This window comes from Micromonospora sp. NPDC005298 (assembly GCF_040607375.1).
Taxonomy (GTDB): domain Bacteria; phylum Actinomycetota; class Actinomycetes; order Mycobacteriales; family Micromonosporaceae; genus Micromonospora.
In genome coordinates this window covers 55,355-69,182 of record NZ_JBEXGP010000017.1, presented here as the reverse complement: position 1 = coordinate 69,182, position 13,828 = coordinate 55,355, and the positions used below count along the sequence as shown (strand labels likewise).

Genomic DNA, 13,828 nt, shown 5'->3' with positions numbered 1-13,828 from the left:
TAATCTGTCCTGTGTGAGCAACGCGCAGATGGATGTCGAAGACCCGAAACGCACCGCCGCCCTCGTGGCGGCGGTAGGGGTGTTCGGGCGCTACGGATTCCAGAAGACCTCCATGGAGGCCGTCGCCAGAGCGGCCGGCATCTCCCGACCGGGCCTGTACCTGATGTTCCCCAACAAGGAGCAGCTGTACCGCGCCACCATGCAGGGCGTCCTGGAACGCGCCCAGCGGGCCATGGAGGTCCGCCTCGCCGACCGCTCGCTGAGCTTCGACGAGGGAATCGTGGCGGGGCTCGACGCGCTGATGGGCCCGTACATCGACACCCCGGTTGCCCGCGACCTCAACGAACTGCTGGAGAACAGCGAACCCCGGCTGGGCTCGATGTTCCACGACTACCAGGAGCGGGCCCGGGCGACGCTGAGCGCCCACATCGCCGCCCTCGCCCCACCCGGCCTGCTGCCCGCCGACCTGACCGCCCACGACGTGATGGACCTGCTCTTCTCCGCCGCCCTGACCTGGAAGTCGACAGCGGCCACCAGGGACGAGTTCCGCGACCGGATCCGGCGGAGCCTCCGGCTGATCCACCGCCCCGCCGGCTGACCCGCCCCGCCCCGCCGACGTCGCCGTCCGGCCGGCGAAGCGGCGCCGACCCGCCCGACCGAGCGGGCGACAGACGCCCGCCGGTCACCCACCGGCCACCGACCGCGGGCATACTGCCCTGCGTGCTGACCCGATCCGGCTACCTCGACGCGCCCGCACCGCTGGCGTTCGCGCACCGCGGCGGCGCGGCCGAGGGCGACGAGAACACCACCGAGGCGTTCGCCCGGGCCGTGGCGCTGGGCTACCGGTACGTCGAGACCGACGTGCACGCCACCGCCGACGGCGTGGCGGTGATCTTCCACGACCCGACGCTGCGGCGGGTCACCGGTGACCCGGGGCGCATCGCCGACATGACCTGGGCCGACCTCGCCTCGGTACGCGTCGGCGGCGCCGCCGTCGTACCCCGGCTCGACGAGGTCCTGGCCGCCTGGCCACAGGTTCGCTTCAACATCGACGTGAAGGCCGACGGCGCCGTGGCGCCGACCGTCGCCACCGTGACCCGGGCCGGCGCCGCCGACCGGGTGCTGCTCGCCTCGTTCAGCGACGCCCGACTGACCCGGATGCGGGCACTGACCCAGGGGCGGGTCGCCACCAGCCTCGGCATGCGCGGGGTGGCCCGGCTGCGGCTCGCCTCCCTGCACGGACGCCCGCTGCGACTGCCGGAGTCGGTGGTCGCCGCGCAGGTGCCACCGCGCTACGGACGGGTGCCGGTGGTGGACCGCCGGTTCCTCGACTACTGCCACCGTCTCGGGCTCCAGGTGCACGTCTGGACGATCGACGAACCCGCCCAGATGCACGACTTACTGGATCGTGGCGTGGATGGCATCATGACCGATCACGTCGGCGTGCTGCGCGACGTCTACCGCAGTCGCGGCCACTGGGCCGCCTGAGGACCGAAGGACCCCCGATGGCCGAGACCGTGACCCCCACGGCCAACGACGCCCCGCCCCCGGCGAGCACCCGCCGCGAGCGCAGCGGCTGGTACATCTACGACTGGGCCAACTCCGCCTTCCAGACCACGGTGATCACCGTGTTCCTGGGTCCGTTCCTGACCACCGTCGCCGAGCTGGCCGCCGGTTGCGAGCTGGGGGCGGACACGTGCGACGGCTCGGTGTACCCGTTGGGCATCAAGGTCGCCGCCGGGTCCTACTACCCGTACCTCATCTCGCTGTCGGTCTTCCTCACCGTGTTCGTCCTGCCGGTGATCGGGGCGATCGCCGACCGGTCGGCGCACAAGAAGCGGCTGCTCGGCGGCGCCGCGTTCACCGGCGCCGGCGCCACCATCGCGATGGCCTTCGTGACCGGCGACCGCTACCTGCTCGGCGGCGCGCTGTTCCTGGTCGCCAACATCTCCTTCGGCGCCGCCATCGTGGTGTACAACTCCTTCCTGCCGCAGCTCGGCGGCCCCGACGAACGCGACGGCATCTCCAGCCGCGGCTGGGCGCTGGGCTACCTCGGCGGCGGCGTGCTGCTGGCGCTCAACCTGGTCGCGGTCACCCTGCTCAGCGAGGACGACAACCCGCAGCGCACCCTGGACCTGGCCCGCTGGTCGATCGTGTCGGCCGGCGTGTGGTGGGCGGCGTTCACGCTGGTGCCGCTGCGCTGGCTGCGCGAACGCCCGAGCGCGGCGGCGCTTGTCGGTGGCGGGAACGTGCTCACCGACGGGTTCCGGCAGTTGGGCCGCACGCTGCGCGAGATCAAGGCGTACCCGTTGACGCTGTTCTTCCTGCTGGCGTTCCTGGTCTACAACGACGGCATCCAGACCGTCATCACCCTGGCCAGCCAGTACGGCACCGAGGAGCTGCGGCTGGAGCAGGGCACCCTGATCGTCACCATCCTGCTGGTGCAGTTCCTCGCCTTCGGCGGCGCGTTGAGCCTCGGCGCGCTGGCCCGGCGCATCGGCGCCTGGAAGACGGTGCTGCTCAGCCTGGTGCTCTGGACGGGTGTGATCGTCGGCGCGTTCCGGCTGCCCGCCGAGGCGCCGGTGCCGTTCATGATCCTCGGCGCGGCGATCGGGCTGGTCCTGGGTGGCAGCCAGGCGCTGAGCCGGTCGCTGTTCAGCCAGCTCATCCCCGCCGGCAAGGAGGGCGAGTACTACGGCTTCTACGAGATCAGCGACAAGGGCACCAGCTGGTTGGGGCCGCTCGCGTTCGGCCTGGTGTTCCAGCTCACCGCCTCGTACCGGGTGGGCCTGGTCTCCCTGCTGATCTTCTTCGTGGTCGGGTTCCTCCTCCTGCTCGCCGTGCCCATCCGCCGGGCCATCGTCGCGGCCGGCAACACGCCGCCCCGGGTGCTCTGAGCACGCCTCCCGCACCTGACAGATCAGTGGCTGTCGATCGGCTAGGCTGCCCGACCGTGACTGACGACGCCGCTGCCGCACCCACCTGCCTGGCCCACCCGTTCCCCGGCCAGCCGCACGCTCCGGCGGGGTGCGCGGCGGCGCGCGGGCTCGACGGACGCCCGGTGCACGCGGCGGCGTTGAAGTTCTTCTGGGGGCCGATGGACTGCGGCAAGTCCACGATGGCGTTGCAGATGAACTACAACCACGCCCGGCAGGGCCGCCGCGGTCTGGTCACCACCCGCATCGACAGGTCGCTGGGCCCGCAGGTCACCACCCGCATCGGCCTGGCCCACGAGGCCATCGAGGTCACCGACGACCTGGACCTGCGGGCCCTCGTGCGGGGCCGGTGGGCCGACGGGGTACGCGTCGACTACCTCATCTGCGACGAGGCCTGCTTCTACACCGTCGAGCACGTCGAGCAGATGGCCGAACTGGTGGACAGCTACGACGTGGACGTCTTCGCGTTCGGGCTCGCCACCGACTTCCGGTCCTGCCTGTTCCCCGCCGCGCAACGCCTGTTCGAGCTGGCCGACGAGGTGGCCCGCATCCAGGTCGAGGTGCTCTGCTGGTGCGGCCGCGAGGGGCTGCTCAACGCCCGCGTCGTCGACGGGCAGGTCGTCCGCGAGGGCGCGCAGGTCGTCATCGGCGACACCGTGGTCACGGCCGACGTGCGCTACCAGGTGCTCTGCCGCCGGCACTACCGCAGCGGCGACCTCGGCCCCCGCGACTGAGGCGCCCGCCGCGCCCGGGACCGGTCGGTCATGATGACGACGACGGTGACCGCCACCGCCGCCGCGGCGCACGCCGCGACGGGTGTCCCCGACGCCACGGCGACCGGTGTCAGCGCCAGCAGCACCACGACCGCCGCAAACCGGCTGGTCGGCGCCGTCCGCCACAGGACCGCCTTGTAGGCGCCGTGCCCGGCGAGGAACAGCGCCGGGCCGCCGAGCGTGAACAGCGCGGCGGCCGGCGTGGCGGGGGCACCGGGTTCGCGCAGGAGCTGCTCGTCGCCCGCCGAGGTGACGATGATGCCGGCGACCATCACCGGGTGCAGGTAGTTGAACGCCAGCCGGCCCAACGCCCCGGTACGCTCGCCCGCGCCGGCGACGACCTCCGCCGCCGCCGGGGCCGAGCGGGCGAAGTACACCCACCACAGCGCCACCGAGCCGGCGAACGCCAGCACGAACGCACCGACCATCGTCGGGTTCAGGTGCTGCGCGAGGGTGCTCCCGGTGACCAGGATCGACTCGCCCAGGGCGATGAGGATGAACGCCTGGCACCGCTCGGCCAGGTGCCCGCCCTCCACCATCCACCGCTCGGCGGGGCTGCGACCCCGACCCGGCACCGGGAACCCGGTCGACAGGCCGATCACCTCGACCACGATCGCCGCCGCCCACAGCGCCTCCTGGAAGCCTCCGCCGATCACCGCGCCGAGCACCACCAGCAGGGACGTCCCGGCGAACCACGGCAGCGTCTTCTGAAACCCGTCGACCAGCCACGGCTGGCCCTGCACCGCCCACAACGCGAACAGGGTGCGGCCCACCTGCAAGGTCACGTACACCAGCGCGAAGACCAGCCCGGCGCCGTCGAACGCCTCGGGGATCGTCGCCGACAGCAGCAGGCTGCCGAGCATCAGCGCGATCAACAACGCCCGTACCGGTCCCTGGTCGGGCCGCAGCCAGTTCGTCCCCCAGGCGGTGTAGATCCACACGAACCAGATCAGCGCCAGCACGAGCGCGGTACGCCCGGCGCCACGCCAGTCCGGATGCGCGATCAGGTAGTGCGCCAACTGGGTGGTGGTGAAGATGAAGACCAGGTCGAAGAAGAGCTCCATCGACGTGGTCGGCTCGACTCCCCGACGCTCCCGCAGCAGCCACGGCCGCTTCGGCTGGACGGCCGGCTCAGAAGGGATCACCGCACACCCGCCAGTCCCCGCCCTCGCGGACCACTGGCAGGCGGCGTTCCTCGGTGATGCCCCCGTCACGGGTCACCTTCACGGTCACCGTGCCGTGCGCCCGCCCGCTCTTGGTGGCCACCGACACGTCGGTGATCTCGTAGTCGGTGACCATCGGCGGCGTACGCACCCAACTGGTGAAGCCGATCGCGCTCCACCTGCTGCGCGCGTCCTTGCACAGCCTGTCGTACGCCCCGGTGGTGTCCCCGACGGTCACCTCGTTGAAGAAACCGTCGGCGGTCTCCCGGATCGGCCCGGCGGCCCCGCGGACCGTCTGCAGGTTCCAGGCGGCCAGACCGGCCACCCCGACGCAGCACAGCGCCACGCCGAACCCGGCGAACGCCAGCCCGGTGCGCATCGGACGGTTCCGCCGGGCCGGTCGGCTCCACGTCTGACCGGCACCCACGACTACCGACCGTAGAGAACGCCGTCGCGGTGAGGCAGGACAAGCGGGAAACTGGGTGCTCCCGAGGCCCTGTTCGCGGCGGCCACGGATCGTCTACCGTCGGCGCACACGCCCGAGCAGTGCCAGGGAGCCGATCGATGAACCGCTTCGTGCAGCCGGTACCACCCCCCGCCGACCCGTACGCCGACGACGCCCTGCTGCGGTCCTGGCTGGAGCGCCACCTCGGCCCGGCCGGGCACGCCGCCGCGAAGGGCCGACTGGCGGACCTGGCGGCCGACGTCACCGGGCCGCTGCGCGCGGCGCACGCCGACGCCGAGGCGCACCCGCCGACGCTGGTCCGCTACGACCCGTGGGGCGCCCGGGTCGACCGCATCGAGACGTCCGCCGGCTGGCAGGCGCAGCGGGCCGCCGCGGCCCGGCACGCCGTGGTCGCGCTTCCCTACCTGCCCGACGCGCGCGGCACCTGGGGCGCCGCCGCGCGGATCGTCCAGCACGCCCTGCTGCACCTGTACGGGCCGGAGTCGGCGACGTTCTCCTGCCCGGTGGCGATGGCCGACGGCGCGGCGGCGCTGCTCAGCCTGCCCGACGTCGACGCGTCGGTCCGCGACGCGTGGCTGCCCCGGCTGGTCTCCACCGACCCGGCGACCGCGATCACCAGCGGCCAGTGGATGACCGAGTCGCAGGGCGGCTCGGACCTGGGCCGCTCCAGCACCATCGGCCGGCCCGCCGCCGACGGGTCGTGGCGGTTGACCGGGCAGAAGTGGTTCTGCTCGGCGGCCGACGCGGCGATGGCCGTGGCGCTGGCCCGCCCCGAGGGCGCCGGGCGGGGCAGCCGGGTGCTCGCCCCCTTCCTGGTCCCCCGCTACGCGGCCGACTCGCCCCTGGCCGACGGGGCCGCCGCCGACGCGCCGGCGCCGGGCGTCACCGTGCACCGGCTCAAGGACAAGCTGGGCACCCGCGCGCTGCCCACCGCCGAGATCGGCCTGCACGACGCGTACGCCGTGCCGCTGGGCGACCCGGGCGTACCCGGGCTGGTCCGGGCGATGACCCTGGTGGTGGTGACCCGCGTGCACAACGCCGCCGCGGCGGCCGGCGGGATGCGACGCGGCCTGGCGTACGCCCGGGCGTACGCCGACGTGCGGCACGTCGCGGGCGGCGCGTTGGCGTCGTCGCCGCTGCACCGGGCCACCCTGGGCACTCTCGCCGTCGACGCGGCGGGCGCGTTCGCCCTCGCCGGGCACGCGTTCGCGCTGCTCGGGCGGGTCGAGGTCGGTGCCGACCCGGAGGCGGCCGCGGAGCTGCGCGTCGTGGCGCCGCTGGCCAAGCTCGCCACCGGGCGGCTCGCCGTCAGCTCGGCAAGCGAGTACGTGGAGAGCGTCGGCGGGGCCGGCTACGTGGAGGACACCGGCGTGCCCCGTCTGCTGCGCGACGCCCAGGTGCTGCCGATCTGGGAGGGCACCACAAACGTGCTGTCCCTGGACGTGCTGCGCGCGCTGACCCGCGAGGACGCGGCGACGCCCCTGCTGGGCCGGCTCGCCGCCGCCGTCGACCTGGCCCGGCCGCTCTCGCCGGCGCTGGCCGACACGCTGGCCACCACCGCCGCCCAGCTTCGCGACACCATCACCGCCGTGACGGCCGACCCGGGCGCCGACGCGGTGCTCGCCGGCGCCCGGGGCCTGGCGCTACGCCTGGCGTACGCGCTGACCGCCGCCCTGCTCGTCGAGCACGCCGCGTGGGGTGACGAGCAGGCGGAGCTGGCCGCCCGGCTGTGGGCGCGCCGCTGGCTGCGGCACGAGGAGATCGCCGAGGACGCCCACCACCACCTCGACCTGCTCTGCTGAGGATGTCGGGGCGGGAAACGCCGACGTACCTGACAGTGGATGACAGGTAGGGCGGGTGAGACTGCGACCATGACGACAACCGCCGACCTCGCGATGGTCAACCTGGACAGCTCCGACCCCGCCGCGCACGCCGCCTTCTACCACCGGGCGCTGGGCTGGGACATCACCCACAGCGAAGCCGAGTACGCCATGATCACCAGCGGTGACGTCTCGATCGGCTTCGGTCTGGTGGAGGGTTACCAGCCGCCGTCCTGGCCGGACCCGTCCGGTGGCAAGCGCTACCACCTGGACCTCTACGTCGACGACCTGGCCACGGCCGAGAAGGAGTTCGTCGCCGCCGGGGCGTCGAAGCCGGAGTTCCAGCCCGGCGGCGAACGGTGGGTCGTGCTCGTCGACCCGATCGGCCAGCCGTTCTGCATCTGCCCCCGTCCGCAGAGCTGACCGGGCGGGTCGACGGTCAGCGCAGCGGACCCCGGGCCACGGCGGCACGCATCGTCGCCGGGTCACCGACCGGGACGTACTCCAGCCACCAGGTGGCCCCGGCGGCGGCCACCTCGCGCAGGTGCGCCCGCTCGGCGCGTTCGTCCGACCCGCGCCGACGGCCGCCGATCGCCACGTCGAACGGCTGGCCGTCGGCGCGGGTCGGTGGCAGGGCGCGAACCAGGTCGTGGATCTCGTCGGGGGTGAAGTCGGACCACCCGTCGGTGTCGGTGAGCTTGTACGGCACGATGCCGTCGGCGCGGGCCGCGCGGCGTCGTACCGCGCCGGCCTGGGTGCTGCCGCCGACCCACACCGGGACCCGGGGCGACTGCGCCGGCGCCGGTCGCAGTGCCACGCCGTCAGCGCGGTAGTGCACGCCCCGGTGGTGGACCGGCTCGCCGCTGAGCAGGCCGGTCAGCAGGTCCAGGCCCTCGTCGAGCATGGCGGCCCGCACGGCCACCTCGGTCGGCTCGCCGAACGCGGTCAGGCCCCGGTCGCCCGGGTCGCCGACACCGACCGCCACGGTGGCCCGCCCGGCGCTGAGCTGGTCGAGGGTGAGCACCTCGCGGGCCAGCTTCGCCGGGCGGCGCCGGGGCAGCGCGGTGACCGTGGTGCCCAGGCGCACCCGTTCTGTGCGCGAGGCGATGACGGCCAGCACCAGCCACGGGTCGTAGGTGGACGGCTCGTCGCCGTGGTAGTGGATCAGATAGTCCTCCAGGAACACCCCGTCCCATCCGGCGCGCTCGGCCAGCTCACCCAACTCGACCAGGGTGGACACCTCGACGGCACCGCCACCACAGGGGATCTCCAGACCGTGTCTCATCGGCCGAACCTACGGCCCGGGTGCGACGGTCAGCCGCGTCGACGGGACCGGGCGGCCCACACCGCGTACGCCGGGTCGCGGTCGAGGTTGTGCCGGTCCCGGTCGTAGCGGCGGGTGGTGCGCGGGTCGGCGTGGCCCATCGCGTCCTGCACGTCCTCGAGGGGGACCCCCTCCGACCGGGCGGTGGTGGCGAACGCGTGCCGCAGGGAGTGCGGGGACAGCCTCGCCCAGGCCGGGATGCCGGCGGCGCGGGCGAGGCGGCGGACCATCCGGAACACCGAGTGCCGGTCCAGCCGGGAGCCGCTGGCGGTGACCAGCAGGGGTCCGGTCAGCTGCGCCACGGGCACGCCGGCGGCGGCGGCCCGCTGCGCCAGGTACGCGTCCACCGCGTACCCGGTGCCGGGGGTGAGGGCGCGGCGACGGTGCTTGCCGCCCTTGCCGACGAAGCGCACGCTGCGGTGCCCGCGTTCGTTGCCGAGGTCGGTCAGGTCCAGCGAGACCAGCTCACCGACCCGCAGGCCCAGGTCGGCCAGGAGCGCGATCGCCGCCCGGTTGCGCGCGGCGGTCGGGCCGGTGTCGGCGTCGGCGGCGCTGAGCAGGGCGTCGACCTCTTCGGGGGTCAGGCCGACGGTGGCCGAGTGGTCGCGGTCGACGCGGGGCCGGTCCGCGCCGGAGACCGGGTTGGCGGGCACCCCGCCGAGCTTGACCAGGAAGTCGTACCAGCTGGACAGCGCGGAGAGCCGCCGCGCCACGGTCGCCGGGGTCAGTGGCCGGCCGCTGTGGGCGGCGACCGTGGACTCCAGCGCCCGGGCGTACTCGTTGACGTGCAGGAAGGTTGCCCGCAACGGGTCGAGGTCCCGTTCGGCGCACCAGTGGAGCCAGCCGGTGACGTCGCGCCGGTAGGCGTCGCGGGTGTGCTCGGACAGCCGGCGGTTGCGCAGCCACGCCTCGGTGACGTCGACCGGCCCGTCGGGCAGGGCCGGCCGGGCGGTGGGTCGGGCGAGCGCCGGAGCGTCGGAGGACACCATGTGAAAAAGGTTCTCAGCATCGGGTGGGTTTGCGCCGCAGGCGCGCCGAGGGCCGCCGGGGCGCGGGCGTACGGGTGCGGCGGCTACCGTCGGGCGGTGCGTGCCAGCCGGTTGGTGTCCCTGCTGCTGCTCCTGCAGACCCGAGGGCGGATGACCGCCGCCGAGCTGGCCGAGGCCCTCGAGGTGTCGGTGCGGACGGTGTACCGCGACGTGGAGTCGCTGGGCGCGACCGGTGTGCCGGTGTACGCCGAGCGCGGTCCCGCCGGCGGCTACCAGCTGCTGGACGGCTACCGGACACGCCTGACCGGGCTCACGGCCGGCGAGGCCGAGGCGCTGTTCCTGTCCGGCGTACCCGGTCCAGCCGCCGAGCTGGGGCTGGGTTCGGTGCTGGCCACGGCGGAGCTGAAGTTGCGCGCGGCGCTGCCGTCGGATCTCGCCGACCGGGGTGCGCGGATCCGGCAGCGGTTCCACCTGGACGCGCCGACCTGGTTCCGGGAGCCGGAGCCGACCCCGCACCTGGCCGCGCTGGCGGACGCCGTGTGGCGGGACCGTCGGATCCACCTCCGGTACCGGAGGTGGAAGACGCCCCGGGAGGTGGCCCGGACCCTCGACCCGTTGGGTGTGGTGCTCAAGGCCGGCCGCTGGTATCTGGTCGCCGCCGCCGACGGGCAGGTCCGCACCTACCGGGTGGGGGCGATCCTGGAGCTGGTCGTGCTGGACGAGCCCGCGGACCGGCCGGACGGGTTCGACCTGGCGGACTGCTGGCGGGAGCACGCCGCGCGGTACGAGCGCGGCGTGTACCGGGCCGAGGCCCGGGTGCGGATGACCGTCGCGGCGTTGGCGCAGACGACGTACCTGTTGCCACCGGCGATGAGCCGCGCGGCGCACGAGAACGCCGGCTCCCCGGACGCGGACGGCTGGGTCACCACGACCCTGCCGATCGAGTCGGTCCGGCACGGCTGCGTCGAGGTGCTCAAGCTCGGCGCGCAGGTCGAGGTGCTCGCCCCGGCCGAGCTGCGCGACCGGGTCGCCGGGACCGCGCATGCGCTCGCCGCGCTCTATCCACGCGCCGACGGGGTACGCGCACCGCAGCCGGCGACCGGTGCCTCCGGTTAGAGGCACCGGCCGCCGTGGCCGTGCTGTGCTCAGGCGTTGATCTGCCGGCGTGCGTCGCCGTTGGCGGTGATGCTCACGCGGCGGGGCTTGGCGCGCTCGGCCACCGGGATGCGCAACGTCAGCACCCCGTGCTCGTAGCCCGCCTCGAGCTTGTCGGTGTCCAGGGTGTCGCCCAGGAACAGTTGCCGGGTGAAGGTGCCCATCGGGCGCTCGGCGGCGACCAGTTCGACGCCGTCGCCGGAGGGGCGGCGCCGCTCGGCGCGGACGGTGAGCACGTTGCGCTCGACGGTGCAGTCGATGGTGTCCGGGTCGACGCCGGGCAGGTCGAACGTGGCGTAGAAGTAGTCGCCGTCGCGGTAGGCATCCAGGTGCATCATCGCGGGACGAGCTGCCGTACCGAAGAACTGCTCGGCGAGCCGGTCGATCTCGCGGAACGGGTCGGTACGCATCAACATGGTCATGCCCTCCTCGGTTCTCCTGGCCGAAGGTGTCGAGTTGAGCCGGGGTGACTCAACTTCCTCTTCTTATTTAGCGCCTCGAAGGGGCGTCCGTCAACTGCTTCTCGTACCAGTGCTCGGCGTACGGGCCGTGCGAGTACGCCGGGATCTCGACGTACCCGTGCCGGACGTACAGGGCGCGGGCCTCGACGAGGTCGTGGCGGGTGTCGAGCCGGATCCGGGTCGCCCCGGCCGCCCGTGCCCGCTGCTCGACAGCGGCCAGCAGCGCGGCGCCCCCACCGGCGCCCCGGTGCGCGGGGCGGACGAACACCCGCGTCAACTCGGCCCAGCCGGAGTGCCAGCGCAGTCCGGCGCAGCCGGCCGGATCGCCCCCGTGGTGGGCGACCAGCAGCAGCCCGCCCGGCGGAGCCAGGTCGTCGCTCGGCATCTCGGCCAGCGCCGCGTCCACCTCGCCGGGACGGGCGGGGCGGCGGTGGTAGCGCACCACCATCTCCGTCATGTACTCGCGCAGCAGCCGGGCCGCGTCGGGATGGCCGGGTCGGACGGTCGCGGTCACCCAGGTGGGCCCAGTGGTGGTCACCTGATGATCATTCCGGCCCGGTCAACCCGTTTCAGCCGGGCGCGGTCACCCGCGGCGGCGGGGCAGCAGGGCGATCAGCGCGACCGCCACGGCGACGTGCGTCGCGCCGAGGGCGACCTTGGCGCCGCCGTCGGCCTCGACGCCCGCCAGGGGGAGGAAGGACAACGCCGTCACGACGACGGCGAGCGAGATCCAGAGCGGACGGGCGATCCGCGGGGCGAACCGTTCCAGCAGCGCCAGCGCCGCCCAGCCGAGCAGGGAGACGCCCAGGGCGACCACGACGATCGCACCCGCTCCGATGACCATGGCGGGCTGACCGGGACTCTCGACTGTGTAGTCGACGCCGGCGAGCGCGCCGATCGACCAGATGGCCAGGCAGGCCAGGACGGCCACGGCGACGCCCAGCGCGCGGCGGCGCAGCGGCGAGGTGGTGCGGGCGGCCGGGACGGTGGTAGCGCTCATGACGGCTCCTCGTTCAAGGGAAGGCGAACGAGTAAGACCGTAGCAGATAGTCTTGTGCGAGACTATCTGTTACCGGATCAACAGCCGGAGCGGGCGCCCGGCGCGTACGGGGAGGTGTGCGCGAGGGGTCCGTTCACCAGCGCCAGGAGGGCGCGCATGAACTGCTCTCGGTCCCGCTCGGGCAGGGTGGCCAGCAGGTCGTCCTGGATGCGCCGGACGACCTGCCGCGCCTGTCGCAGGACCTGCTCCCCCGCCGGTGTCACTGCGACCAGGCGGGCGCGGCGATCCGTCGGGGCCGGGCGGCGTTCGGCCAGCCCAGCCCGTTCCAGCTGGTCGAGCGTGACGACCATGGTGGTCTTGTCCACCCCGCACCGCTCCCCGATCTCCCGCTGGGTCAGCTCGCCGGTGGCGGCCTGCGCCAGCACGTAGTGCGCGCGCGGCGAGATGCCCAGCTCGGCCAGACCCGCCGCGTGTTCGGTCTGCAACGCGTGGCTCGCCCAGGAGAGCAGGAACAGCAGGTCGGGTGGGCCGTCGGCGGGCGTACACGAGGTCATGCACGGAGGCTAGCAACATGCTCCGCGACGAGACGGTTCGCGCGGCGGACGATCAGGGCCGCTGGTAGATGCCCTGTTCGCGGGTCAGCAACCGCTCGTCGATCAGGTAGCGGCGCAGCGTGACGTGGTCCGACCCGCCCGCCGCGCACCACGGCTTGAGCGCCTCGTCGACGGCGCGCTCGGGGTACGGGGTGCCCGCCTCGAACGACCGCTCGGCGATGTGCGCCAGCAGCACCCGCCGCCGGCCGCGTTGGGCGGGCAGACCCACGAGGGCGCCGGCGCGCAGGAACGTGCGCAGCACCGGGTCGCCGTCGGGGTCGGCGTCGCCGGCCGGGCGACGCTCGCGGGCGGCCTCCCGCAACGACGCCTCGTCGGGCGCGAGCGCGCCGTCCGCGCCGGTGACGAGACCCGCGTCGGTGAGCCGGCGGACCCCGGTGAGCACCACCCGCGCCGCCAGTCCGGTCCGCTGCGCGACCTGGGTTGCGCTTGTCGCGCCCAGCACGATCGCCGCGAAGATCCGCCGCCGCCCGTCGTCTGCCAGCGCCCCGGCCACAGCATCCGCAGTCACGCCGGTCACCCTCTCAAAGGGGTACGCGGGCCGCCAGGCGATTTCCCTCGCCGCTCAGCCGGTCGTCGGCGCGTCGGTGGGTTGCTCGGCGACGAGCAGCACCCGACGCAGCAGGTCGGACAGGCGGCGTCGTTCGGTCGGGGTGAGCGCGCCGAGCAGCCGGTGCTCCTCGTCGCCCTGGACCTCCATGGCCGCCTGCCAGGCCGCCCGCCCGGCGTCGGTGAGTGCCACGTCCACCCGCCGACGGTCGCTCGTGGACGGAGTCCGGCGCACGAACTCCCGCCGGAGCAGGGCGTCGACGCGTGCGGTGATCGAGGCGGGCGCCACCGCGAGGTCCGCCGCGAGTTCCGAGGGTGCCGCGCGGCCGCCCCGCCCGGCCAGCGCGTGCAGGGTGTCGTACTCGTGGGCGGGCAGGTCGAGGTCGGCCAGGACGCGTTCCTTGACCGCCCGCAGGTGCCGGGTCACGTGGATCATCCGGACGACCGCGCCCTCGATGTCCGCGTCGAGGTCGGGCACCACGGGGAGCCAGCGTTCGATGTGCCGGTCGACGATGTCCGGGGTGGGGTTCACCGCCCCAGCTTACCTCAGTGCCGAAATATTCATTGCCGAAAGGTTCGGC

The 13,828-nt window shown here is 73.8% G+C and carries 17 protein-coding genes; 7 read left to right on the top strand and 10 right to left on the bottom strand.

Annotated elements, in window-relative coordinates:
- The first annotated feature begins 13 nt into the window (after positions 1-13).
- From ABZS77_RS21765 to ABZS77_RS21750, 4 genes are all read left to right on the top strand, one after another.
- Positions 14-598, top strand: coding sequence for a TetR/AcrR family transcriptional regulator (locus ABZS77_RS21765; protein ID WP_354825594.1), 585 nt, complete (start codon positions 14-16; stop codon positions 596-598).
- Positions 599-720: 122 nt separating this feature from the next.
- Positions 721-1,488, top strand: a complete 768-nt coding sequence (locus ABZS77_RS21760; RefSeq protein ID WP_354825591.1) for a glycerophosphodiester phosphodiesterase — start codon at positions 721-723, stop codon at positions 1,486-1,488.
- Positions 1,489-1,505: 17 nt separating this feature from the next.
- Positions 1,506-2,897, top strand: a complete 1,392-nt coding sequence (locus tag ABZS77_RS21755; RefSeq protein WP_354825589.1) for an MFS transporter — start codon at positions 1,506-1,508, stop codon at positions 2,895-2,897.
- A gap of 164 nt (positions 2,898-3,061) precedes the next feature.
- A complete protein-coding gene (locus ABZS77_RS21750; RefSeq protein WP_354825767.1) occupies positions 3,062-3,670 on the top strand; it encodes a thymidine kinase in 609 nt (202 codons plus the stop codon).
- On the opposite strand, the gene ABZS77_RS21745 is transcribed toward ABZS77_RS21750, so the two are convergent.
- Both ABZS77_RS21745 and ABZS77_RS21740 read right to left on the bottom strand, forming a co-directional pair.
- The gene (locus ABZS77_RS21745) at positions 3,637-4,854 is read right to left on the bottom strand and encodes a low temperature requirement protein A (protein WP_354825586.1); all 1,218 of its coding nucleotides are present in this window, start codon (positions 4,852-4,854) and stop codon (positions 3,637-3,639) included. The genes ABZS77_RS21750 and ABZS77_RS21745 overlap by 34 nt on opposite strands.
- Positions 4,841-5,251 (bottom strand): DUF4878 domain-containing protein, encoded by a 411-nt coding sequence (locus ABZS77_RS21740; RefSeq protein WP_139587754.1) that lies wholly within the window; start codon positions 5,249-5,251, stop codon positions 4,841-4,843. The genes ABZS77_RS21745 and ABZS77_RS21740 overlap by 14 nt, the downstream gene beginning before the upstream one ends.
- Before the next feature lie 185 nt (positions 5,252-5,436).
- On the opposite strand from ABZS77_RS21740, the gene ABZS77_RS21735 reads away from it, so the two are divergent.
- Complete coding sequence (locus ABZS77_RS21735; protein WP_354825583.1) at positions 5,437-7,140, top strand: acyl-CoA dehydrogenase family protein; 1,704 nt, start codon at positions 5,437-5,439, stop codon at positions 7,138-7,140.
- A gap of 69 nt (positions 7,141-7,209) precedes the next feature.
- The gene (locus ABZS77_RS21730) at positions 7,210-7,581 is read left to right on the top strand and encodes a VOC family protein (protein ID WP_354825580.1); all 372 of its coding nucleotides are present in this window, start codon (positions 7,210-7,212) and stop codon (positions 7,579-7,581) included.
- A gap of 16 nt (positions 7,582-7,597) precedes the next feature.
- Here the strand turns inward: ABZS77_RS21730 and ABZS77_RS21725 are convergent, their stop codons facing one another.
- Positions 7,598-8,443 carry an LLM class flavin-dependent oxidoreductase gene (locus tag ABZS77_RS21725; protein ID WP_354825578.1) on the bottom strand — a complete coding sequence of 282 codons (846 nt, stop codon included), beginning with the start codon at positions 8,441-8,443 and terminating at the stop codon, positions 7,598-7,600.
- A gap of 29 nt (positions 8,444-8,472) precedes the next feature.
- A complete protein-coding gene (locus tag ABZS77_RS21720; RefSeq protein ID WP_354825575.1) occupies positions 8,473-9,471 on the bottom strand; it encodes a tyrosine-type recombinase/integrase in 999 nt (332 codons plus the stop codon).
- A 96-nt stretch (positions 9,472-9,567) separates the two neighbouring features.
- Here ABZS77_RS21720 and ABZS77_RS21715 point away from each other — a divergent pair, with 96 nt between their 5' ends.
- Entirely contained in the window at positions 9,568-10,587 is a 1,020-nt protein-coding gene (locus ABZS77_RS21715) for a YafY family protein (protein ID WP_354825572.1), read from the top strand.
- Between the two features lie 29 nt (positions 10,588-10,616).
- Here the strand turns inward: ABZS77_RS21715 and ABZS77_RS21710 are convergent, their stop codons facing one another.
- The 6 genes from ABZS77_RS21710 to ABZS77_RS21685 form a co-directional block, all read right to left on the bottom strand.
- Entirely contained in the window at positions 10,617-11,042 is a 426-nt protein-coding gene (locus ABZS77_RS21710) for an Hsp20/alpha crystallin family protein (RefSeq protein WP_354825765.1), read from the bottom strand.
- A gap of 73 nt (positions 11,043-11,115) precedes the next feature.
- Positions 11,116-11,625 (bottom strand): GNAT family N-acetyltransferase, encoded by a 510-nt coding sequence (locus ABZS77_RS21705; RefSeq protein WP_354825570.1) that lies wholly within the window; start codon positions 11,623-11,625, stop codon positions 11,116-11,118.
- A 45-nt stretch (positions 11,626-11,670) separates the two neighbouring features.
- Positions 11,671-12,087, bottom strand: coding sequence for a DUF6069 family protein (locus ABZS77_RS21700; RefSeq protein WP_354825567.1), 417 nt, complete (start codon positions 12,085-12,087; stop codon positions 11,671-11,673).
- Between the two features lie 77 nt (positions 12,088-12,164).
- The gene (locus ABZS77_RS21695) at positions 12,165-12,641 is read right to left on the bottom strand and encodes a MarR family transcriptional regulator (RefSeq protein WP_354825564.1); all 477 of its coding nucleotides are present in this window, start codon (positions 12,639-12,641) and stop codon (positions 12,165-12,167) included.
- 52 nt (positions 12,642-12,693) lie between these two features.
- Complete coding sequence (locus ABZS77_RS21690) at positions 12,694-13,209, bottom strand: DUF2087 domain-containing protein (protein WP_354825561.1); 516 nt, start codon at positions 13,207-13,209, stop codon at positions 12,694-12,696.
- A 54-nt stretch (positions 13,210-13,263) separates the two neighbouring features.
- Positions 13,264-13,779 carry a MarR family transcriptional regulator gene (locus ABZS77_RS21685; RefSeq protein ID WP_354825559.1) on the bottom strand — a complete coding sequence of 172 codons (516 nt, stop codon included), beginning with the start codon at positions 13,777-13,779 and terminating at the stop codon, positions 13,264-13,266.
- Between the last annotated feature and the right edge of the window lie 49 nt (positions 13,780-13,828).